This window comes from uncultured Photobacterium sp. (assembly GCF_947502415.1).
Lineage (GTDB): Bacteria > Pseudomonadota > Gammaproteobacteria > Enterobacterales > Vibrionaceae > Photobacterium.
This window is the reverse complement of sequence record NZ_CANMZV010000019.1, coordinates 1-23359: the sequence shown is the minus strand read 5'-3', so window position 1 is coordinate 23359 and position 23359 is coordinate 1. Positions and strand designations below refer to the sequence as shown.

The 23359-nt window shown below is 44.5% G+C and carries 14 protein-coding genes and 3 tRNA genes; 9 read left to right on the top strand and 8 right to left on the bottom strand.

What is annotated here, in order from left to right; all coding sequences use genetic code 11:
- Positions 1-235 precede the first annotated feature (235 nt).
- Positions 236-1339, bottom strand: coding sequence for a phosphoribosylaminoimidazolesuccinocarboxamide synthase (locus Q0852_RS17670; RefSeq protein ID WP_299020161.1), 1104 nt, complete (start codon positions 1337-1339; stop codon positions 236-238).
- 305 nt (positions 1340-1644) lie between these two features.
- Between Q0852_RS17670 and Q0852_RS17665 the strand changes: the two genes are divergently transcribed.
- A complete protein-coding gene (locus tag Q0852_RS17665) occupies positions 1645-3945 on the top strand; it encodes an ATP-dependent helicase (RefSeq protein ID WP_299020160.1) in 2301 nt (766 codons plus the stop codon).
- A gap of 61 nt (positions 3946-4006) precedes the next feature.
- On the opposite strand, the gene Q0852_RS17660 is transcribed toward Q0852_RS17665, so the two are convergent.
- Positions 4007-4936, bottom strand: coding sequence for a carbamate kinase (locus tag Q0852_RS17660; RefSeq protein WP_299020159.1), 930 nt, complete (start codon positions 4934-4936; stop codon positions 4007-4009).
- Positions 4937-5655: 719 nt separating this feature from the next.
- Here Q0852_RS17660 and Q0852_RS17655 point away from each other — a divergent pair.
- The 3 genes from Q0852_RS17655 to Q0852_RS17645 all read left to right on the top strand — a co-directional run bounded on the left by Q0852_RS17655 (position 5656) and on the right by Q0852_RS17645 (position 12038).
- Positions 5656-7101, top strand: a complete 1446-nt coding sequence (locus tag Q0852_RS17655) for an NAD-dependent succinate-semialdehyde dehydrogenase (RefSeq protein ID WP_299020269.1) — start codon at positions 5656-5658, stop codon at positions 7099-7101.
- 188 nt (positions 7102-7289) lie between these two features.
- Positions 7290-8783, top strand: coding sequence for a glycoside hydrolase family 19 protein (locus Q0852_RS17650; RefSeq protein WP_299020158.1), 1494 nt, complete (start codon positions 7290-7292; stop codon positions 8781-8783).
- Positions 8784-9269: 486 nt separating this feature from the next.
- Positions 9270-12038: a bifunctional diguanylate cyclase/phosphodiesterase gene (locus Q0852_RS17645; RefSeq protein ID WP_299020157.1), complete on the top strand. Its 2769-nt coding sequence runs from the start codon at positions 9270-9272 to the stop codon at positions 12036-12038.
- Between the two features lie 199 nt (positions 12039-12237).
- Here the strand turns inward: Q0852_RS17645 and Q0852_RS17640 are convergent, their stop codons facing one another.
- Positions 12238-12726 carry a L,D-transpeptidase family protein gene (locus tag Q0852_RS17640; RefSeq protein ID WP_299020155.1) on the bottom strand — a complete coding sequence of 163 codons (489 nt, stop codon included), beginning with the start codon at positions 12724-12726 and terminating at the stop codon, positions 12238-12240.
- A 495-nt stretch (positions 12727-13221) separates the two neighbouring features.
- On the opposite strand from Q0852_RS17640, the gene Q0852_RS17635 reads away from it, so the two are divergent.
- The 3 genes from Q0852_RS17635 to cydB all read left to right on the top strand — a co-directional run bounded on the left by Q0852_RS17635 (position 13222) and on the right by cydB (position 16778).
- On the top strand, positions 13222-14079 hold the full coding sequence (locus tag Q0852_RS17635) for a GNAT family N-acetyltransferase (protein ID WP_299020154.1): 858 nt from the start codon (positions 13222-13224) through the stop codon (positions 14077-14079).
- Positions 14080-14385: 306 nt separating this feature from the next.
- On the top strand, positions 14386-15771 hold the full coding sequence (locus Q0852_RS17630) for a cytochrome ubiquinol oxidase subunit I (RefSeq protein WP_299020153.1): 1386 nt from the start codon (positions 14386-14388) through the stop codon (positions 15769-15771).
- Positions 15772-15779: 8 nt separating this feature from the next.
- Positions 15780-16778: a cytochrome d ubiquinol oxidase subunit II gene (cydB, locus tag Q0852_RS17625; protein ID WP_299020152.1), complete on the top strand. Its 999-nt coding sequence runs from the start codon at positions 15780-15782 to the stop codon at positions 16776-16778.
- A 263-nt stretch (positions 16779-17041) separates the two neighbouring features.
- On the opposite strand, the gene Q0852_RS17620 is transcribed toward cydB, so the two are convergent.
- Both Q0852_RS17620 and Q0852_RS17615 read right to left on the bottom strand, forming a co-directional pair.
- Positions 17042-20209 (bottom strand): efflux RND transporter permease subunit, encoded by a 3168-nt coding sequence (locus Q0852_RS17620; protein WP_299020149.1) that lies wholly within the window; start codon positions 20207-20209, stop codon positions 17042-17044.
- On the bottom strand, positions 20209-21312 hold the full coding sequence (locus tag Q0852_RS17615) for an efflux RND transporter periplasmic adaptor subunit (RefSeq protein ID WP_299020148.1): 1104 nt from the start codon (positions 21310-21312) through the stop codon (positions 20209-20211). Before Q0852_RS17615 ends, Q0852_RS17620 begins: the two co-directional genes overlap by 1 nt.
- 225 nt (positions 21313-21537) lie before the next feature.
- Here Q0852_RS17615 and Q0852_RS17610 point away from each other — a divergent pair, with 225 nt between their 5' ends.
- On the top strand, positions 21538-22488 hold the full coding sequence (locus Q0852_RS17610) for a M23 family metallopeptidase (protein WP_299020146.1): 951 nt from the start codon (positions 21538-21540) through the stop codon (positions 22486-22488).
- Positions 22449-22832: a polymer-forming cytoskeletal protein gene (locus Q0852_RS17605; protein WP_367278168.1), complete on the top strand. Its 384-nt coding sequence runs from the start codon at positions 22449-22451 to the stop codon at positions 22830-22832. The genes Q0852_RS17610 and Q0852_RS17605 overlap by 40 nt, the downstream gene beginning before the upstream one ends.
- 235 nt (positions 22833-23067) lie before the next feature.
- Here the strand turns inward: Q0852_RS17605 and Q0852_RS17600 are convergent.
- From Q0852_RS17600 to Q0852_RS17590, 3 genes are all read right to left on the bottom strand, one after another.
- Positions 23068-23144 (bottom strand) — tRNA-Val (locus Q0852_RS17600).
- Positions 23145-23166: 22 nt separating this feature from the next.
- A tRNA-Val gene (locus tag Q0852_RS17595) sits at positions 23167-23243 on the bottom strand.
- Between the two features lie 39 nt (positions 23244-23282).
- Positions 23283-23359, bottom strand: a tRNA-Val gene (locus Q0852_RS17590).

The window sequence follows — 23359 nt, the reverse complement described above, 5'->3', positions numbered from 1 at the left end:
CTCATTTTGTCGGCAGACTAATAGTTTTGTTAATAGTGCTTTTGACAATATGTGATCAAAAGTTGGATTTTTTTGTTTAATGTTACAAAGTTTCTATTTTGAATTTTTTGGCGATATTTTCGACTTATACACTGAGTGGTATATTGATATGAAAACAGAGTTAAAAAGTAAGAAAGGCAGCACACCGGTGCTGCCTTTAGACAAATCAGTTGATGATGGATTTGTGCCGAGTTGATTAGCCGATTAAATCGTATCTGTCGCGGAGAATGTCGATGATTTCTTGCTTAGGGTTGTTGCTGAGGACAATCTTTTCTCCGGTAATTTTTTCGGCAATACCGATGTAAATATTCGATACCTCCAATAGCGTTTCGACAGGAAGTGCGTTGTCACGAGCCAAATCAAAGCGTTCTTCCATTCGGTCTTTATTCAGTAGGATATCTGGATCAGGGAAGTGGTTTAGCAGCATCTGGCGGAAGCCTTCCTTGGAATTTTCAACTATATCGCCGTCTCGGTAGGCTGCGCCGTCCCAGATACGTGAGGAGTCGGGAGTACCGACTTCATCCATATAGATAAGCTTTTCATTACCCTCCGCATCTGTGACATAACCAAATTCGAACTTAGTATCGACAAAAATTTGGTCTAGTTTTGCCAGGGCATCACTGATCACATTGAAGCCTTGTTTTAACAGGGTTTCATAACGTTCGATATCCGCCGCTGAGTTGAAGTTAAATGTGGCAAAATTGTTTTCCAAATCTTTGCGGGAAACATTCACATCATCAACCGCCGGCACCCCTGGGATCCCTTCTAGAATACCTTTTGTCGATGGGGTGATTAGCAGCTCTGGCAGTTTCTGATTTTTCTCTAGCCCTTCAGTAAATTGAATACCGCAGAATTCACGTTCACCATTGGCGTAAGCGCGCCACATTGAACCGGTAATGTATTGACGGCAAATAGCTTCGATTTTAACTGGCTTGGCTTTTTGTACAATCCAGACGAAAGGGTGGGGAATATCAAGAATGTGGCTATCAGCTAAACCATGTTCACGAAATAGCTTAAACCAGTGGTTTGAAATAGTATTTAGCGCAGCACCTTTACCCGGAACGCCTTTGAGGCCACCTTCGCCATGCCAGATGCAATCAAAGGCAGATATTCGGTCACTGATCACCATTATTGCCAGTGGAGCGTCAGGCTTCACATTATAGCCTTTTTCTTTGATCAGACGGCGGCTGTCGGCTTCAGTCAACCAGTATACAGAGCGTACCTTACCGCTGTGTACTGGCTTATCGGTACGGATCGGGAGGTCATCGTTTACAGCGAGAACTTGATCAGCAAGGCTCATGGTGAATTCCTATTTCAAAGTGAAGATAAAACCATGCAGACTAAGCCGAGACTTTAGTTAAAAACTTAGACGTTAGTTAAAACCGAGGCTTTAATTAAAAACCTCTGTTAAAAACGTCGCTTAGCCTGTGACTGACGCAGATGATAGCAGAAGTGATTTTGCCTTTCAGCAAGAAAGGCAAACGTTTGCGTTAATATTTCGGGGATAAGATAACCGTTCCGGGTATCAGCCGCTGATTTTACCGAGCCATGATTGGAGAGTTATGGCAAGATTGCCCGAGTTTGATTTTTAGCCCCGGTATCATCATGTCCCAATACACATCCGAACAGACCGCATTTATTAATCATCAGGCAGGAAACGCTTTATGTATTGCCGGAGCCGGGACGGGCAAGACAACCACACTGGTTGGTTTGATTGAAAAACAGCTGGGTCAAATCCCTGCTGAAGAGATGCTGGTGATGATGTTTAACCGTGATATTCGGACTGATTTCCAGCAAAAGTTGCAGGAAAAGGGGATCGGGCAGCCTGTTCCGGTGCATACCTTCCACAGTTTCTGTCTTAGGCTTCTCAATCAGAGTGGTTTTTTGAGGGAAACCGGCTTTCGGGTTGATTACCAAAGCGGCGAGAGTGATAAGGCTTTGGTCAAGATGGTATTGCGCGAAATCGCTGGAAAAGAGAAGACTTACCAGCGCCAGCAGATGATCAAAGATCCGAAAACCATCGAATTGTTATTGAGTTTTATCGGGTTGGTGAAAGCCTATATGCTGCCGCCCCGAGAAGTTTTTTCGATGTCGGAGATCAGCCGCGACTACCTGTTTATCATTGATGCTTTTGAGCAATTCGAGACCCTGCGTAAGCAGAATAAAGTCCTTTTCTTTGATGACTGGCTGGTAGAGTCGGTGAATATGCTGGAATCGTCGGGAGTTATCAGGGGGCATTACCACCAGCACTGTAAGTTGGTGGTCGTTGATGAATTTCAGGATATCAATACGGCTCAGTATCGTCTGCTGAAGCAGCTACTGGGGCCGCAGACTCAATTGCTTGCTGTTGGCGATGTCGATCAGTGTATCTATAAGTGGCGTGGGAGTGCCCCGCAGTTCATGCTGAATTTTGAGCAGGACTTTGCCCCGGCGAAGACTTACACTTTGTCGCACACATTCCGTTTCGGTCACAGCCTTGCGCTGTCGGCCAGCCACTTGATTGCGAATAACAAGCAACGTTTTAGTGACTTCTTGACCATTTCAGAGCCGGGAGTGGGTGATACCCGGATTGAGCTGTCGGGAACGCCGCGTCAGGTCGGCGAAATTGCCCAGTCGGTACAGCAGTATATCAGCGAAGGAGGAGATCCTGCTCAGGTTGCGATTCTGGTTCGCCGTTGGTCGCAGACCCTGCTGTTTGAACTGGCTTTTCTTAGCAAGCAGTTGCCATACCAGATGCCGGTACCGTCAGTACTTGGTAATAGCCGGGAAGTGAAGCTGTTGATAGAGCTGATGTCGCTGGCTACAGGTCGGTATGAACAGGTAACACCACAGCAAAAATCGTTGTTGTTATTTAATCTGCTCAGCTTTCCTCACTGTTATGTACCTAATAAGGTGTTGCGACCTTTGTGCGATCAGCTTGCAGGTATGGAAACATCGGGCTGGGCGGTATTTATTGCCCGTTATGACAAGGCGAACAGTAATTTGAAGCTGGATAATCTGATCGAACGCCTTGAACTGTTGGTTCGCCTTCAGCGCAAAGGTAGTTTTAAGGCTGTAGAGGTGTTTAACCAGTATCGAAATGAAAGCGGGTTGGATAACTGGATTTGGAAAACCGAGGCCACTGCAACAGAGATTGAAGAAGCGGTTGAAAGGCTTGATAGCGTGGCTACGGTATTGGAGTCGATGGATCAGAATTGTGATAAGGCACTGCAATACTTTGAGTATTATACTCAGCAATCCAGCCGACATGATGCTGAGCAAGTGAGCGGAGGGGTCCAGCTGACAACGATTTTTCGCGCCAAAGGTTGTGAGTATGACCAGGTCCATCTGCCATTTTGGGACAAGGATGCTTTTCCATACATGAATAAAGCGGCGGGCAGTATTGCGGCGGATGTTGAAGAGGAACGCAGACTGGCCTATGTCGGCATGACTCGGGCCAAGCAACAGGCAACGATCTATTTTACAGAATCTGAGAAAAAATCGGCGAAGGCGACGAATGCCAGCAAGTTTGTATTGGAGGCCAAAGTAGAATTAGCTAAGACACTGGGGCCAAAACTGTATCAGAACGGTGAGTTACCATATTCAAAATCACCTGTAGTGGAAGAGTATTATCGACGCCTTGGCCGCGGTGAAGATATGCAGCAACCTGTAATTAAAAGCTCAGATAGTCGTAATGATTCAGCAGAGAGTGGTGAGTATAGCTATCAGTGGGCATTGCGCCAACCATTACCTAATAATGCACAAAAGGTAATTAGTGCGATGATTATAACTAAGACAGCGAAATACCTTGATTCGGAAATCAGTCGGGTGATTAGAGAGCTAAACAGTGCTTCTGATACGAAAAAGAAAGTATTGGAAAACAGATTAATTGTTGCGGCGAATGCCAGAAGCCGGGTTAGGCGATAATGGTAATATAAAAATAAAGCCTCAATATGAGGCTTTATTTATGGGAGCAACGTATTAACTATTAATAATATTCGATACCTTCTCCTTGAGTAATTAGCGTTCCGGCTTCGTTGGTAATTACTCGATCTAAGTCAAATAGAGAACCGATGGCAGCATTACCGCGCTTACTTTCTACAAATTTACAGACAGCATCAACTTTTGGCCCCATTGAACCCGCTGGGAAATTGAAGTGGGACAGGCCTTCTGGTGTTGCTACTTTCATTTCAGCCTGGTTTTCTTTACCAAAATTACGGTAGATAGAACCGTCAGTCAGAATAATAAATAGATCTGCATTGATGGTTTCAGCCAATAGCTCAGCGGTCAAGTCTTTATCGATAACACATTCAACGCCGACTAAGCGGTTGTCTTCAACGCAGACAGGTACACCGCCACCACCACAAGCGATAACAACATTATCAGCCTGAAGCAGGGTTTCAATTTGCTGTTTTTCAACAATCGTTTTCGGCATAGGTGATGGAACAACACGGCGGAAGTATTCGCCATCTGCCTTAAATACCTTGTCGCCTTCAGCCATTATTTCTTTGGCTCTTTCTTCGGTGTAAACCGGGCCGACAAACTTAGTTGGGTTGGTAAAAGCAGGATCTTCTTTGCTGACTTCGGTCTGAGTAACCAGAGTTGCGATATTCAGGTTCGCGTCGATATTACGTAATTCCTGCTGCAGCATATAGCCGACCATACCGCAGGTTTGTGAACCCAATACATCCATTGGGTATGGCGTAGTTTCAGGAGAATACTCCTGATAAGCACTGTTTTGTTCCATAAGTAAGCCAATCTGAGGGCCATTGCCGTGAACAATAACAATTTCATGTTCCTTGGCAATTGAAGCAATGCTTGCTGCTGCCTTTACAATGTTTTCACGTTGGTTTTCTGCTGTTAGTGCTTGTCCGCGAGCTAATAGGGCATTACCGCCTAGAGCTAAAACTATGCGCATGATCGTATCTCCGCCTCTTTAAAGAGTGCTGTTATATGTAAGGTGCAGTTAATTGTTTGATTAACTTTGTTTTTATTTAATGTAGTGCTTTGGAAAGCAGGGCTAGATTAAATAAAAAACATTTACTTAAATGTGATTAATTTCAAAAAAACATACTCAACAAAATTGGCACTTAAAAGAAGCAATAATAACATATCGATTAAATATCCAGCTCAAAATCAATATTAAAGGAGTATTACCATTATTTCTATATGATTCATTCGTCGAGAATGAATAGAATCTCAACCGAATATTCAGTTAATATTTTAAAAACATGATTAAATTGTTTTATTGATCACAGTTTTTATTTGCTATAAGCAAGTTGCTGTCAGCATCTCCCCCTTTTGACTGTTGTGTTTTGTTAATGGAGCTTAACAACGTTTGAAACGCTGGTGGGTAAATGGTGCCCTCTTTGCTGGGATATTGCACATAAATTCTGTGAAGATGCTGGATTTAACCAGAAAACAGAGTGATAGCGTATCGTTACTGGCTTTCGGTGTTTATCGGCGTATATTGGGCGGCTACTGAATGCTGTTGAATTACTTTTTGATAACAGAAAGGTTGAGCAGTTTGTTCAGCGGTAAGAAATGAAATAAATCGACCGGATAGCACATTGATGTTTTCGTAGCTAAAGTTTTTTTAGGTATTTACATTTAATGAGCTGTTCAGCAGGAATAATGATGAATATTAAACAATCAGAACTATTGCAGACAGGCTTTTATATTAACGGTATCTGGCAGACTAACAATAAGTGTTACGCTGTCACCAATCCTGCGGATGGCGAGAAGATCGCAGATGTAGGGTGTGCCGGGGAAAGTGAAACTCTGGCTGCAATAGAGGCCGCGAAGGCCGCGTTTAAGCTTTGGCGTAAGAAGACAGCCAAGGAACGCAGTCTGGCTGTGCGTCGTTGGGGGGAGTTGATCATTGAACATCAGCACGATCTTGCGATGATTATGACGACCGAACAAGGTAAACCTTATGCTGAAGCCTTAGGGGAAGTGGGTTATGCCGCAAGCTTTTTTGAATGGTTTGCTGAGGAAGGCAAACGCGTTTATGGCGATGTGATCCCGTCACATAGAGCGGACTCCCGTATTATCGTCACTAAAGAGCCGATTGGTGTTGTTGGTGCGATCACTCCGTGGAATTTCCCACTGGCGATGGTCACTCGCAAAGCTGGTCCTGCATTGGCGGCAGGCTGCACCATGATTCTAAAGCCATCAGAAGAAACACCGCTAAGTGCGATGGCATTGGCTGTATTGGCTGAGAAAGCTGGGATCCCTGCGGGGGTTTTCAACGTGGTTTCTGGTGACGCTGCGGCAATCGGTGGGGCGCTGATGGAATCCAAGTCAGTGCGTAAAATATCGTTCACCGGTTCGACACGTGTTGGTAAGTTGTTGATGCGTCAGGCTGCTGATTCAGTCAAAAAGCTTTCTCTGGAGCTTGGTGGTAATGCGCCGTTTATTGTTTTTGACGATGCTGATATTGATGAGGCAGTGCAGGGGGCTATGGCATCCAAATTTCGCAATACCGGCCAAACTTGTGTCTGTGTAAACCGATTCTATATTCAGGACAGTGTATACGATGAGTTTACAGCGAAACTGGCCGAAACCGTTAAGCAGCTGAAAGTCGCATCTGGTTTAGAGGAAGGTGCAACCCAGGGGCCTTTGATTAACGCTATGGCAGCTGAAAAAGTAGAGAGCCACGTCAGTGATGCTGTAGCCAAAGGCGCGACAGTGTTGACTGGCGGCAAGCGAAGCCCGCTGGGTGGTAATTTTTATGAGCCGACCGTGCTTGCCAATACCGATCATGAGATGTTGATTGCTAACGAAGAAACTTTCGGCCCGGTAGCTGCCTGTTACCGATTCAGTTCCGAGGAAGAAGTTTTGGCGATGGCTAATGATACCGATTCAGGCCTGGCGGCTTATTTCTATGCTCGTGATATTGGCCGGGTATGGCGTGTTGCTGAAGGACTAGAGTCCGGTATCGTCGGCATCAATCAGGGAATTATTTCTACTGAAGTGGCACCATTTGGCGGTGTCAAGGAATCCGGCCTTGGCCGTGAAGGTTCAAAATACGGCATCGAAGACTATGTTGAAGTGAAATACATGCTGATGGGCGGTATTTAACACTTCTGATGCGGTTGCCGCAATAATGTCGGGTTGTATCCATTTTCTAGCTAAATAACAGGGCAAGTTTGCGGGATAGTGTGAATAGCCTCGACAGACAGTAATTAAGCGAGGAAACAAATCGCCCCTTTGTTTTTGTTGGACAAATAATAGCCTCTGAGTCTGAAAGAATAATGGAGGTTTTATTTATGAATCACAAGATAAAGGGGCTTAGGCTAAAGTATCTTACCAGTTTTGTGCTCGGGATTTGTGCTTGCGGGTATGCTCTGTCTTCACAGGCGGCGAGTCCGGGGGATGCTATCAACTGGGAGCCAGGCAAAACAAAAGTAAATAATGGTGACATTGTTGTCTATCAGCAGAGTTGCTATAAAGCGAAAAACAGTCCTAGCAGCTGGGAATCACCATCAGTAAATAGTTGGTTCTGGGATGTTGTCGACTGTCCGACTGGAGGCGAGCCTAACCCTAACCCTAACCCTAACCCTAATCCAAACCCTAATCCAAACCCCGGCGAATTGACGATCATTCCTGATGGCAAGGGAGGGTATCTCATGCCGCGCAGTGAACTGGTTGCGATAGAAGAGAGCCAGACGAATACGGACTTATTCAAACTGGTTCGCTCGGATATTGCGACGCTCGATAATGCAGCGGTAGAAGCTGTAGCTCCTTTGAAAGCAACTAACCCGGAAAACGTCCGCAGAGCAGAATCTATAGTTGATGATGCGATGTGGAATTATCTATTCCCGTTACGTAATGATAAATATACTTATCAGCGTTTTTTGCAGGCGATCGCTAAGTTCCCGGCGTTTTGCCGAACTTATACCGATGGCCGTAATTCTGACGAAATCTGTAAGCGCTCTCTTACTACAATGTTTGCTCATTTCGTTCAGGAGACTGGTGCCCATGCACCAAGCTGGGAAACGAGTAAAGGGGTGTCGGAGTGGCGCCAAGGACTGTATTACCTTCGTGAGATGTATAAGTCAGAAGATAAGCTGGATAAGACATACAGCAAGTGTGGTGGCTGGCAAGGTGAGAGATGGCCATGTGCACCGGGCAAGAGCTATTTTGGTCGTGGTGCTAAACAGCTGAGCTGGAACTATAACTACGGGCCGTTTTCTGAAGCGATGTTCGGTGATAAAAACGTTCTGTTGGAAAACCCAGCGTTGGTGGCTGATACCTGGCTCAACTTGGCTTCTGCAGTATTCTTCTATATTTATCCGCAACCACCGAAGCCAAGTATGTTGCATGTTATTGATGGTACTTGGAAGCCGAATGCTGCCGATAAGGCGGCGGGAATTGAATCTGGATTTGGTTCGACTATCCAGATCATTAACGGTGCTTTTGAATGTAATAAGGGAGCAGAAACAACACTGGCACAAAACCGGATTGATTATTACAAGTTATTTGCCAAAGAGCTCAGCCTTGATCTTACGGGTGAGAAGCTCGGATGTGCCGACATGAAGCCGTTTAATACTGATGGTGCTGGTGCACTGATGATCACTTGGGATAAAAACTGGGGTTGGAATCCGAATACTCCGGGAAATCATAGCTTCACCTGTAAACTTGTACCGTACCAGTATGCCTTTAATGCGTTATTCAAAGGTGATTATGAGAAATGTGTTGAGCACCACTTCAATGTCCAGACTTATGATGAAAACGGTAATGTAATTCCTGAAGGGCAATAAGCATGATAATGACTTAATTTGTTTTATGTGCCGAATCATATACTAATAGCAATGGCCTCCTTGCCTTCTTGATGGGCTTGGTGGCTTTATTTTTTACAAGGCTTATTTTTGTTGAATCAAGAAAATTAGCACTAATATTTAGCCCGATTATTGATTTGGTGTTTTGCATTTTTAGTTTTTCTTGGTAAGGAGTACCTGTTTGATGTTCGTCGTGAATTGTTTGATCTTCAGGAGCGGTTTGAGACTCAAGCGAAGGAGCCCGAGGAAAGCGGTGCTGAAGTGGGTATGCTGTGATACATAGACAGGTTAGCGGGCCAACCAGGCTCTCATCCTCAAAAAAGATTTAGACAGTGAAAACAAAAAGTAAGATGAATTAATCTTATTTGTTGGAAGTGTTGATGGGATTGTTATGGTGTAGGTTGCATTGCCTTAAATGCTGTTACATTGATATTCTTAATGGGAATGATTTTTTGGTTGCGGCAGATAATGAAAATAACTGAATTAGCCTCACTTAAATTGAGTACCCGAACATTTCTCTTGTTCGGTACCGGTTTGTTTGCCATTGCTGCTATTTGCTTGTTTAGTGCCCGTTATTTTTTCTTGATGAACCTTAACGATATAGAGCAGCAGCAAATCCTCCAGCATAGTAGCGAAGCTGAGTCTGTGGTCAATATTCTGGTACAGAGCCAGGGGAAGAGGGCCTATGATTGGGCCTCGTGGGATGAAAGCTATCAGTTGGTCACGAAAGGGGATGATGCATACCGGGATAGAAACCTCTATTACAATGGCTTAAAAAGCCTTGATCTCGACATGATGGTGTTCATTAATCGCTCCGGGCAGATTGTTGAAAGCATTATGACGACATCCCCACAGCAATTAGATGAGTTATCTGTTTCTCTCCGAGAGCAGCTGATGTCGAATGAAGGGATAGGTACATTAATCAATTCATTAGTTAGTGGGAAAGTTGCAGAATCCGATGAGCGTGCCGGTTTGATTGTAATGGATGGTGATATTTGGGTTGTAAGTGTTACCCCTATTCGTAACAGCCTCGGAGATAGCCCTGTTGGTGGTTGGTTGGTGTGGGGGCGTTATCTTTCAACAGGTTTCCCTAGTCAGTTTGAATCTATCTTGTCATCGACAAACACGCTATCAACGTTTAATCCTGATGATAATATTCAGAATCAGGCTTTTCCGGTGGTGGCAATTGAGGACAATGGAAAGTCACTATCGGCTTGCCGATTACTCGCCGGATTCAATGGTACACCAATCGCGATTTTGAAGAGTAGTCAGCAGAGAACCATTTTCCAGGAAGGAAACAAGCTTATTACTTGGCTGGCTATATCTATGTTTATTGCATCTGTTTTGATTGGTGTCCTGACATTGTTCGTTTTTCGTCTCAAGGTCGGTCAGCGTTTTATTGCTCTTGAAGAAGGTCTTGAGTCGGTGATCAAGGGACAGTACAAAACCCAGATGAAAGTTGAGGGTAATGATGAATTTTCGATGGTTGGTGAAGTTATTAACCAGATCCTGGCTAAGTCATCTCATACGCATTCGGCATTGAATGATGTCGCCGAAAAATTCGATGCCTTATATAAAAACAGTAACCTGGGTTTGCTGATGGTGCTGGATGAGGAGGTTGTTGATGCCAATGATACGATGGCTTTGATCTTGCGGTATCCATCTGGTGCGGTTTTGATTGGTCAGCCTTTGTTGAATTTATGTCCCGAGCTGGGTGAACAACCATTTACTGTTGAGAAACTCTATCGTGCAGTTGAAAATGGAGAGCGTTTTTTTGATGTCGAGATGCTGGCTGCTGATGCCAGTCTGATTGCGTGTAAGTTGGAGCTGACATTAATCAAGCAGCAAAACTCGGATGCTTTGATGTTGTCGGTTAAGGATGTAAGCCGTCAAAAAGAGCAAGAGGGCCTGATCAAACAGTTGGAAAAACATGACTCAGTAACCGGGTTAGTGAACCGAAGTACTTTGTTTTCTGTGCTGGAACAGAAGCTGGCTGAAACAGGAGGCAGTGATTGCGCCTTTTCACCTGCCCTGCTTTATGTCCGGATTGAGCGATTCAATATCGTTGCCGGGGCATTTGGTCATCATATGGCAGATCAAATTCTGGTAGCAGCAACCAATGAATTAAGGAAAATTGTCGATGTTGGCTTGCTGGGGAGGGTATCAGACAGTGAATTTGCTTTTGTCTTGTCGACTGAAAGCCGTTACGCCCCATACCGTTATGCTCGGACAATTGTTTCTGCTTTAGAGCAGCCACTGGTGGTAGAAGGGCTGGAAGTGAGGTTATCGGTATCGGTAGGTATCGTTCTTTCAACCAAAATGACTCCGACGGCTGAAGCCATGATGAATGCCGGAGAATACGCCACATATCGGGCCGGGTATGAGAAATCAAGTATCCAGTTGTTTAACCTTCGTGTTGGTGAATTATTTAAAAGCCATATTGTTATTCAGCGGGATATGGTAAGGGCAATTAGAGACGGTGATATCTATCCTAAATTTCAGCCAATAGTATACGGTGCAAATGAAGGAATATGCGGATTTGAGGCTTTGGCGCGTTGGCATCACCCTGAACTTGGTGAGGTATCACCGGCACAGTTTATTCCTATGGCAGAGTCGCGAGAGCTGATTATTGCGCTTGGTTGTATGATTCTTGATAAGTCTTGTGAATTTCTGGCTAAGGTAAATCGTCATCGTCAAGACTGCGGTTTAAGCCAATTGACGATGCATGTAAATTTATCCAGCCCGCATTTTTCTGACCCGGATTTGATACCAACGGTTCAATCTTGTCTGGATCGGTACGACATCCAACCGAATTTACTGACGATAGAGATCACTGAAAGCATACTGATTGGATCAACCCATCAGGTGATTCATCAAATGCAGTCGCTTAAATCGATGGGTATCAAATTGGCGCTGGATGATTTTGGAACAGGATATTCAGCGTTGAATTCGCTGTGTGAGTTTCCGCTGGATGTGGTTAAGATAGATCAGAGCTTTGTGAAGCGGATCGGTATTGATCATCAGGGGGAAATACTGATGAGTAATATCGTCAGTATGTCTAAGGCGCTAGGTTTGTCTATGGTGGCCGAAGGGGTTGAAACAGAAGGGCAGAAATTAGCTTTGCAGGCTCTGCATATTGAAGAGCTTCAAGGTTTTTATTTCTATCAACCTATGTCGGAGCAGGAGTGTATGCAGGCGGCAATAGGTTCTCCTTTAGGGAGTAAACGCGTTAGCTGAACTCGTTTATAAGGCGACTGAATATAAAAATATCCAGTGGTAGAACCTGTGGTGTCGCAGTTTAGCTAGGATTGGGAGAGTCAATTTGGCATAACCTAATTACACACATAAAAAAATGAGGGCAATGCCCTCATTAAACGTTTTTACTTTTAAATCTATTATTATTGTTGTGTCTTTTAAATTAGACTTTGATGTCTAATTATGGTGATATTTGAATTGGTGTCCCGTCTACGACATATTGCGAGATTTCTCTAATTTGTGGATTGTTTACTGCAATACAGCCACGGGTCCAATCAACACCTTGATATAATAACGGCTTATTTTTACCATTTGGTAAGCCATGGATAAAAATATCACCGCCCGGATTTACACCTAGTATTTTTGCCCTTTCAATATCCTGCTTGTTAGGGTAGTTAATATGCAAGCTTAAGTGAAATTTACTTTGTCTGTTTCGAAAGTCTATTTCGTATATTCCCTCAGGTGTTCGGTAATCTCCTTGTTGCTGCTTGTGTCCAATCGGTTGTTTTCCAAGGCTTATTGTGTATTCACGAAAGATTTGATTGTTCTTGATTAAGAACATTTTTCTTTCAGATTTTTTTACTAGAACGTAATCCGCTGTTGGTCTATCACTATATGCAAAAGCAGTTTGAGATAAGACCAGTAATAATGATAATACTAACGTTTTCATTAACTAATTATTTTATTTTAAAATTATTTTTTTATAGGGTGTTCACTGCTAAATAATCAGAGGATGTGTTCACTTTTTCATATGCTTCCTTGCTTTCTGTGTTAATGACCAAAGTGAGATGCCATTGAAAGTTTTTCATGTTTTGACATCGTTCTGACATTGCTGACTGTAATAAATGACTGAACATTTTTCAACCAAAAAAATGGTCGTTTTTGTGCTGGTTTGAATGCAAAATAATCAGCTCTAATTCAATCTATTGATATAAATCTGATAATTTTTTGACTGTCAAAAAATAAATTTTGGCGTCATTTTTTTGTCGATGATTATTTGACGAAATCGAAGGTTCTATTGGCGTAAAAATAGTCAATTGCTCGACACCAAATAGCTTATGTATCACAACTTGTAAGCAATGGGCAGTTCAAGGGGAGGTATTTTGTTATTATGCAACTAGCTTAATTGCTATGTGTTTTATCATAGGCCGGGAGTTTGGAACAGATGCCTCATAATCGCTATCAAATCTTTTCGCAGGAAGATTCTTATTATCAGTTAGTTCAGTCTTGTTGTTTTTGGCAGGAGGCACTCACCTTTGCATCGTTGCAACAAGCTCAGTCTAAGAAAAACGTTTATATCTTTGATGCTAGCGCTAACAGTAATACAGAGGACGTTTTTCAGGTTGATGCAATGGGGAATCCGATTAGTAATGGGCACCTTTCTAATGCGCTTTATCAGACGGTGAAACTTACCCCGACAGCAATGCTTTCACTAATGGGGGTAGTGGAGGCGCTGGATTGTGACAATGCTGTTATGGTCGTGATGCCGTTAGTACAGGCTTATGATGGAGTAAAGGGATTGTGCGGTGAAGAGCAGATTACAGCTTCTCTAGAATCAGAAATATTAGCGTCGCCATTTAGCCGTTTGTACCATGAAGAGAATGATATTGCGCTGATGGTCTATTGTGATGATCGATTGATTGCTACCGCAGTGTTCAGTCGGTATATCGAAGATCACCGTTTCCCTATTCATCATGGTGAGCTTTGTTACGAGTTGTCGTTACATACTGTATATGTTGATCCAGCGTTCAGGCAGATGGGTATAGCTAAGAGCCTGGCAAATACGATAGTAAATATTGCTCGGAAGGACATGAAACACCTTCATCTTTGCCTTTTGGAAGCTAATATCCGCCTTATGCCCTGGTTTTCTGCATTGGCATTAACGCCTGGGGGAGAGGCTATTTGTGGCTTTTTGAGTGAAGAGTTTGTTGATATGAATGATGATGTGGTTGAGGAGCTGATGGATGACGGTTGGGCCATCAGCTATCAAGAGCCGATGATTTTTGTCGAAAGTATGGTTTGAGCTTGCAATATAAATAATAAAGCGTCGGGCATAATCTCAGGCTGTTATGGTATTGAGAGTTATGACCCGCCAAGAATTTTGAGCTAAGAATCTATTCATTTATTAGTCACATGAAATGGAGACCGCCTAGATGACCGATTGTTTCTGAATTCTTCCCAATAACTATCCCTTGTATTTATTAAGTTCCGTCATCTACTGAACAATGAACCATAATTTAGCTTTAATCGTATAAAAGCATAGTTAGCTTTTGGCATTGGAGATACCCAGCCTATCACACTAATAAGCGGGTTGGGTTAAGGAGCCGTTATGGGTGAACTTGCTGTTGATTTGGCTAGATTTCAATTCGCTTTTACTGTGTCTTTTCATATCGTTTTCCCTGCCTTTACGATTGGCCTTGCAAGCTATCTTGCCGTATTGGAAGGGTTATTTCTCAAGACAGGCCAACATAAATACATTGAGCTCTACCAGTACTGGATTAAGATTTTTGCGATCAGTTTTGGTATGGGGGTAGTTAGTGGCATAGTCATGAGCTACCAGTTCGGTACTAACTGGAGTGTGTTTGCAGAAAAAACCGGCCCGGTACTCGGGCCGCTGATGGGATATGAAGTGTTTACGGCTTTCTTCCTTGAAGCTGGTTTCCTTGGTGTCATGCTGTTCGGGATGAAGCGTGTTGGTCAAAAACTTCATTTTTTATCAACTCTAATCGTCGCCTTCGGCACATTGTTTTCTGCATTTTGGATATTGTCGGTAAACAGTTGGATGCACACCCCGGCAGGTTATTCTGTTAATGAGTTGGGGCAGTTTATTCCTGAGGATTGGTGGGCGGTTGTATTCAATCCGTCTTTTCCATATCGACTCGTTCACATGGTTCTGGCCGCGTATCTGACGACTGCATTTGTTGTCGGTGGGGTCGGTGCATACCACTTGCTTCGCTCCCAGCATAACCACTTGGCTAGAAAGATGTTTTCAATGGCAATGTGGATGGCTGCTATTGTTACCCCACTTCAGGTTGTTGTCGGCGATTTGCATGGTCTTAATACTCTGGAGCATCAACCGGCAAAAATCGCCGCAATGGAAGGGCACTTTGAAACCCAGAAGGGGGCTCCGCTGATTTTGTTTGGTATTCCCAATGAAGAGGAAAAAGTTGTCGATTACAAAATTGCTATTCCTCATCTCGGCAGCGTTATTCTTAAGCATGAATGGAACGGAGAAGTGAAAGGGCTTGATGCTTTCCCTGAAGAACAGCAGCCACCTGTGACTTTGGTTTTTTGGAGTTTCAGGATTATGGTTGCTCTGGGCTTTATGATGTTGGCAATAGGGTTGACCAGTTTGTGGCTTCGCTGGAAGAAAGAGCTCTATCATAATAACTGGTTCCATCGTTGCTGTTTGGTGATGGCTCCTGCCGGTTTTATTGCTCTTCTTAGCGGCTGGATAACAACAGAGGTAGGGCGGCAGCCCTTTACAGTATATGGGCTGCTTCGGACGGTTGATTCTATTTCTCCGGTTGATGCCGCTGCTGTGAGCGTGTCACTGGCTGCTTTTGTTGTCGTATACTTCAGCGTTTTTGGTGCGGGGCTCTTTTATATTCTACGCCTGATGCGTAAATCACCAACTAAGTATCAGCAGGCGCTAGAATCGAAAACGTCAGAAGCCAGTTCGTCAATCACCACTACTACTCACTTGAATCCTTAGGAGGCCATATGGATTATGCATTGATATGGTATATCTTAATTGCTGTCGCGGTTTTCGCTTATGTGATTCTGGATGGTTTTGACTTGGGAATTGGTATTCTTTTTCTCGGGGCTGATTCATCTAAAGAGCGGGATCTGATGATGAACAGTATCGCACCGGTTTGGGATGGTAACGAAACCTGGCTGGTGCTGGGAGGCGGTGGGTTGTTTGCTGTCTTTCCGTTGGCATATTCAGTGGTGATGCCAGCAGTATATGCGCCATTGACAATGATGTTGCTTGGATTGATATTCCGAGGTGTTGCCTTTGAATACCGTTTCCGCACCCGCCGGGGACAGTTCCTTTGGGACAGCTCATTTTTCATCGGTTCATTGATCGCGACATTTACTCAGGGAATGATGTTGGGAACCTTGCTTCAGGGCGTGGACGTTGTCGACCGCCAGTATAGTGGAGGTTGGTTTGACTGGTTTACACCATTTAGCGTGTTTTGTGGTTTGGTTACTGTTGCAGCCTATTGCTTGCTGGGGGCATGTTGGTTGTTGATTAAGCTTCCTGCCCCATATCAAGCCCGTTATTACCGTACTGCGAAGAAGTGTGCTCTGGCGATGGTGGTGATGGTTGTTATCCTCAGCCTGTGGCTGCCATTAGGAAACAGTGAAATTGCAGCACGTTGGTTTTCGTTTCCGCAGGCTTTGTTGTTTCTGTTAATTCCTGCTGGTTCTGCTTATCTTGTTTTCTTATTGTTCAAAGATTTAATTGCACATAAACCGGTGAAGGCATACCTGGCAAGTCTGGGGCTTTTCTTTCTTGCTTTTGTGGGCTTTGGGGTCAGTACTTACCCTTATATCGTGCCACACAGCCTGACTTATGCTGAAGCGGCGGCCCCCGATACCAGCTTGATATTTTTGCTCAGTGGGGCAGTAGTCTTATTGCCGTTGATCATTGCCTATACGGCTTATTCGTATTGGGTTTTCCGCGGTAAAATCAATGAGGATGAGGGCTATCATTGATGATTAACCCTTGTTTAAAGCGTTGGTTTTGGTTTCTCATATTGTGGTGTGGCGGCGTGTTATCGGTTTCACTGATCGCGCTGTTAATCCGCTGGATTCTTTTTCCCGCTTGAAGAATTATTTCGTTGATACATAGCCGATCTATTGTTTTGCTAAAAATACATCTAGAAAAGCCAGCCTGTTTCAGGTGCCCTGAACTAGGCTGGCTTTTTGCTGGTACCGATTATCCATCAACATAAATCAAGAGATATACATCTAGGCTGTCAGAAAATCTCCTCCGTTTTCATTGTTGGTTCTTCAAGCTTTCTGGGTGTTTCTACCGGTTTAGTTGATATTCGAGACTGTTCTTTAGGTTGTTTGTCTCTTCCTAACATCAGAAGGCAGGGAGTGAGTATTAATGTTAGCAGGGTCGCAAACGCAAGGCCGCCAGCGACAGCCGTTGCCAGCTGCGACCACCATTGAGTACTAGGTGCGCCGAATTCCACCTTTCTGCTGATGAGATCGATGTTCATTTCTAAAACCATTGGCATTAAACCTAAAATCGTTGTGATCGTGGTTAGCAACACCGGACGCAAACGCTGGGAACCTGTGTGCATAATAGCCAGCGTTTTGTCGTACCCTTTATGTCTTAGTTGGTTATAGGTGTCGATCAAAACGATGTTGTTGTTGACCACAATTCCCGCCAGGGAGATGACACCGATACCTGACATAACGATCCCGAATGGTCGTTGGAAAATTAACAAACCTAGAAAAACGCCGATAGTTGAGAACAAGACGGCACTGAGGATCAATAGCGCCTGATAGAAGCTGTTGAACTGGGTAATCAGGATCAGGCCAATCACAGCCAATGCAACCAGGAAGGCTGACAGCAAGAAGGCGGATGAGTTTTCCTGTTCTTCGTTTTGGCCTCTGAGCTTGAATGAGATTGAGTCTCCTAGCGGAAGTTGTTCGATGGCTGCTTGCACTTTAGGGAGTTCAAGACTTAGGTTATAGCCGGGGGCCATATCCGCCATTACTTCAAGTACCCGCTTACCATCAATGCGACTGATAGTGCCTTGCTTAGGGGAGGGAATGACATTGGCAAAGTTAGTAATAGGGATCAGTCCATAATGGGTTTTTACCCTTAGTTCATCGAAGCGTCCAATATCCCGCTTTTCTTGTGGGTATCGCACCAAAATATCAACTTCATCATCGGTATCATCCGGTAGATATTCGCCAATTTTTAGGCCGTTAGTCACAAACTGAACGGTATTACCGACAAGGGTTGCATCTCCGCCAAATCGAGCCGCATCATCACGGTTGATATTGATTTCCCAGTCAATGCCCGGTTTATTGTCAGAATCCGAGATATTGGTTAAGGAAGTCTGTGACTCAACCCAATGGCGGATCTGTTTAACGGCATCGGACATTTGGTCTGCGTTGGTACTTGATATTTCAATAACCAGATCGTGAGCGCTTGGCGGCCCGGCTTCCGGAAATTTGAACTCTAATTCGACCCCGGCCAAATCTGATGTTTTTTCACGTAAATCTGCGATGATGGCTTTAACTGGCGGGCGATACTGCCAGTCCAATGGATTTAATACGATGTAGCCAATTTGGTCGGTCCCTCCGGTTCGGGTGTATACGCTGCTCAGGCCATCAGCCTCCAGTACCCGTGACTCTATTTCGCGCATAAGCGCATCTTTTTCGTAGATAGATAAATCGCCGTGGGAGCGTGCTTTTATGGTAAAGAAAGGCGGATCTACTTCCGGGAAGAAGACGACGCCTAATCCGGCTTGGGCGTAACCGAAACCAATAACGAAGGCAAAAACCAGCGCGCCGATGAGAATTTTCAGCGGATGACGAATCGCGAAGGCAAGGCTGGACAGATAAACACGAGTTAAGCCCTTGGCCTGGTCAAAGTGTCCTTTTTCAAGCGCTAGCCTGCGTTGCCTTTCGGCTTTACTGATGTGTTGAGGTTTACCCAGCACACTGCCTAAAACCGGAACAAAAAGCATCGCCATTACTAATGAGGCACTGAGGGTGGCTATTAGGGTTAGCGGTAAATACCGCATGAATTCACCGGTAATATCCGGCCAAAAAAGCATAGGGGCAAAAGCTGCCAGTGTCGTTGCTGTTGATGCGGTAATTGGCCAGGCCATTCGCTTGGCGGCCTCTTGGTATGCCTGTTTGCGGGGGATACTTTCCTGCATCCGTCTGTCGGCATATTCGGTGACAACGATAGCACCGTCAACGAGCATACCGACAGCCATGATGAGTGAAAATAGCACCATAATGTTGACGGTCAGCCCGCTCATTGCAAGTACCAATAAGCCCGTAAGGAAAGAGCCGGGGATTGAAATACCAATAAGCAGTGCAGTTCTTGCTCCTAAAATCGCCAGTATCACCATAACCACGAGGACAATGGCTGACAAAACATTATTTTGTAGGTCATTGAGCATGATTTTGACATCCTTGGATTGATCCAAGGTGTATTCGACCAAAAGATTGTCGGGCCATATTGCGGTTTTTTGGGCTTCTGCAACAACAGCTTTGACTATCTCTACCGTTTCAATGATGTTTTCGCCTGCGCGTTTTTTTATATCTAAAACAATCGCAGGCTGACCATTTAGGCGTGCAAAACTGTTAGGGTCACGGTATGAGCGGCGTACTGTAGCGATGTCACCGAAGGTAACGACAGTATTGCCGTCCACTTTGATTGGCAGTTCAAGGATATCTTTGAGTGAGTCAAAAACAGAGGGTACTTTGACAGAAAAGCGGCCATGTCCGCTATCGATAAAGCCTGCGGCAACAACTCGGTTATTTCGAGCTACAAGGTTGAATACATCATTTTGGTCAAGGCCGTAGCTTTCCATAAGTAATGGCTCGACAAGTACCTCGACAACGTCCTCACGATCCCCCGCGATATCGACTTCAAGGACTTGGCGGTAGCTTTCGAGTTTGTCCTGAAGTTCTCTGGCGATTTGGATTGTGGTCCGTTCTGGTACCGTGCCATAGAGCACCATTGATAGGATAGGATCCACGTTGGCAATTGTGATTTCGTGAATAGTCGGCTCGTCACTTTCATCGGGCAGCTGCGCTTTAGCGATATCGACGGCTTCACGTACGTCGGTCAGAGCTTCATTGAGATCGGCACCTGCATTGAATTCCAGCACGACAGAGGCATAGCCCTCGGCTGCTGTCGAACGCATCTCTTTGACATTTTCTATGGACTGTAGTTCTTTCTCCAGAGGCCTGGCTAATAGTCGCTCAGCATCTTCTGGGCTGATCCCCTCATGAGTAACCGAGGCATAAATAATAGGAATGGCGATATCCGGGTTGGATTCTTTCGGGATCACCCGATACATGATGATGCCTGCAATCAGGACAAGTATCAGCAGGGTGATCATAGTCCTGGAGCGGCTTAGGGCTGCATCGATAATCGTGAACATTATTCATTCCCCGCTTCTCGGACTGGGATAACGTTATCTCCATCACGGACGAAACCTTGTCCGACCGTAATGACATTAACTTCATTGTTAACGCCACCTAACCATACCCCGTCGGGTTCAACCTTAACTATGGATATAGGGATAAATTTCACTTGGTTTTTATTAATTACAGTTTTGATCCCAAGGTTGCCGGATTCATCAAGCGCCAGCATTGATGGTGTGATTTTTATGGCGGACTGGGTATCAAGAGCTAAAGCAATATCGGCACTGATACCTGCTGATATTTTCATCTTGGAGTTGGGGATCTCAATTTCAATTGCAAACGTATTGGTTTGTGAAGAAGCAACGGTTGCTTGATAACGAAGTGCCCCTGTTGTTGTGAGTCCGGTAATGAGGGAAATTTGCGCTTCCTGCCCAAGGAAGACTTGCTGTATGTGTCGCTCACTGACATCGGCGGTGATCACTAAGGGATCGAGATCAACAATCAAAGCCACTGGATCGCCGATACCAAGATAGTCCCCTTTTTCTATATGTAATATTTCTACAATGCCATCGAATGGGGCTGTGATAACGGTATTTTCCAATGCGAGTTCAAAGCTTCTCACAGAAGCTTTCGCTTCGATTAGAGCGGCTTCTGCCTGGCTGAAAGCGACTTCGCCTTGTAATCCGCGTTCTCGGAGTGATTTTGCCGCCTTATGTTCTTTTTGACGTACCAGAAGCAGGGCTTCTGCTCGTTTTAATTGAAGCTCCCTGTCTGCCTTGTTGAGCTGCACTAATGGTTGCCCAGATTTTACCCGTTCACCTTTGCGGACAAGTAGGGATTCGACTTTACCAGAGACTTCAGCTCCAAGGGTGGCTTCTCTATCGGGGGCAGTCCGTCCGTAAAGGGTGATTGAACGGCTGATGGGTTGGGTTTTGACGGTTGATACAACAACTTTTGCGAGAGGGGCTGAGAGAGAGGTTTTTGAGTCATCGGGCTGTAACTGGGAATTTTGTTCAGGAGATTTGTTTATTCCGCTAAGTAACCATAACCCAATGGCTAATAAGATAAAGAGTGAAATAATCCAAGGGTTTCTAGAGAGAGTCTGTTTTACTGGGATCATCTGCTACTTTCCTTGTAAGCAAAGTGTAATTTATGTGGCCGATGTATGGGTTAGTGAGAGTTTATTATGCATTTTTGCGTTGTGCGCAAGGTGAATATACTAGCAATAAATTGCTGTATTGTTAACTTTATATCTGAGTAACGCAAAATGCGTATAACAAGGCTTAAGTGATTACCGAAGGTGGTCGCTTTTTTAATGTAGAGATTCATTAAGAAATGCAATTCCATGAAGGAACGTATCATTATTTCGGTATCCACTATCAATGGATCCAAGCACTTCCATCTGGGGATGAAAGCGCAAAAAAGCATTCGTTGGGCAGTGGTTGGTGTTTTGACTGCTTCACTTGTTACGGTAGGTTCAATTTTCTATCTGATGAATGAAGTTGACTTTGCCAAAGTGAAGCAAGAGGAGCTGGAGAAACGTTCCTATTCTTTAAACGAAGAACTTGATGTATTAAAGCAGCTTAAGACAGATCTTGAACATGACCTGGATGAGCGGGAATCCAAGCTGACGCTGGTTTCTGATCGACTAGGAGATCTGGAAAATTTATTGGGCGTTAATGCCGATGGAGAAACGCCGATTGAGTCTCGATTAGATGTGGCGGCGATTACTTCTGCTGTGAGAGTTAGCATTCTTGAAAGCCTGCCAAATGGAGCGCCGGTAAAAAATGCAAGGCAGTCTTCACAGTTCGGTAAGCGTGTACATCCGGTAACGGGGAAAACTCGTATGCATCGGGGACTCGACTTTGCTGTCAATATTGGTACGCCGATTTATGCACCGGCCGACGGTGTTGTTGAAACGGTTAGGCCAAGTAATAAGGGCTCAGGAAACTTCTTACGACTACAACATTCGTTTGGATTTACCTCTTCATATTCACATATGAAGAAGTTTGCTGTCCGTAGTGGTGACTTCGTCAATAAGGGGGACTTGATTGGATATTCCGGGAATTCAGGGTTGTCATCAGGTCCACACTTGCATTATGAAATCCGCTTCGTTGGCAGGGCACTAGATCCGCGTCCGTTTGTTGATTGGGGCATGGATAACTTTGAACATATTTTCGAAAAAGAGAGAAAAATAAAATGGCTATCTTTAATAAACAAGGTGGAACAACGAGTCAGCACGCAACTACAACTGTCATCGCAAAAGGTTGTAACATCACAGGCGAGCTCCAGCTAGCTTGTGATATTCAGGTAGATGGTGTAATTGAAGGAAAGCTTCGCCTGGAAAAAGCCTTGGTCGTTAGTAACACTGGCCGTCTGAAAGGCGAGATTTTTGCGGATAAAATTGTTGTGAATGGTTTGATTGAAGGTACCTGTTACGCTAACGCAATTGAAATTCTCGATAATGGCAAAGTTTCCGGTACAATTTATTGCGACAATCTGAGCATTGAACGCGGTGGTTGCTTCCTGGGTAGCACTCATCCGGCAGAAAAAGAGCAGGTGGTCGAGTTGTCCTCTAAAGAGAAAACAGCTTCAAAAACAACGAAAAAGAAACCTGAGCAGAAAGCTGTTAACGAGTAATTACGCCAGCTGTTGCCAACTTTATTGAATAAAAAGCTCACTATAAAAGTGAGCTTTTTTATTGTTAGGTAGAATGTGACTTTGCGTCATCTATCTGTTCAATTACACAATTTGGAGAATATTTCTTATTTCTAATAAGGAGAGCTGCGCTAAGGATTGTGAGTGCAGAGGCCGGCTTAAGATGCAAAAAAGCCTGTTCGCAAGAACAGGCTTTTGTATCTCTTTGAGATAAATATGGTGCGTCTGAGTGGACTCGAACCACCGACCCCTACCATGTCAAGGTAGTACTCTAACCAGCTGAGCTACAGACGCAGATTGTTGATTCAAGAGAATCTGGTACGACCGAGTGGACTCGAACCACCGACCCCCACCATGTCAAGGTGGTGCTCTAACCAGCTGAGCTACGGTCGTACTATTTAGTTAAACTGCGATAGGGCAGTTAACTGAAATTGGTGCGTCTGAGTGGACTCGAACCACCGACCCCTACCATGTCAAGGTAGTACTCTAACCAGCTGAGCTACAGACGC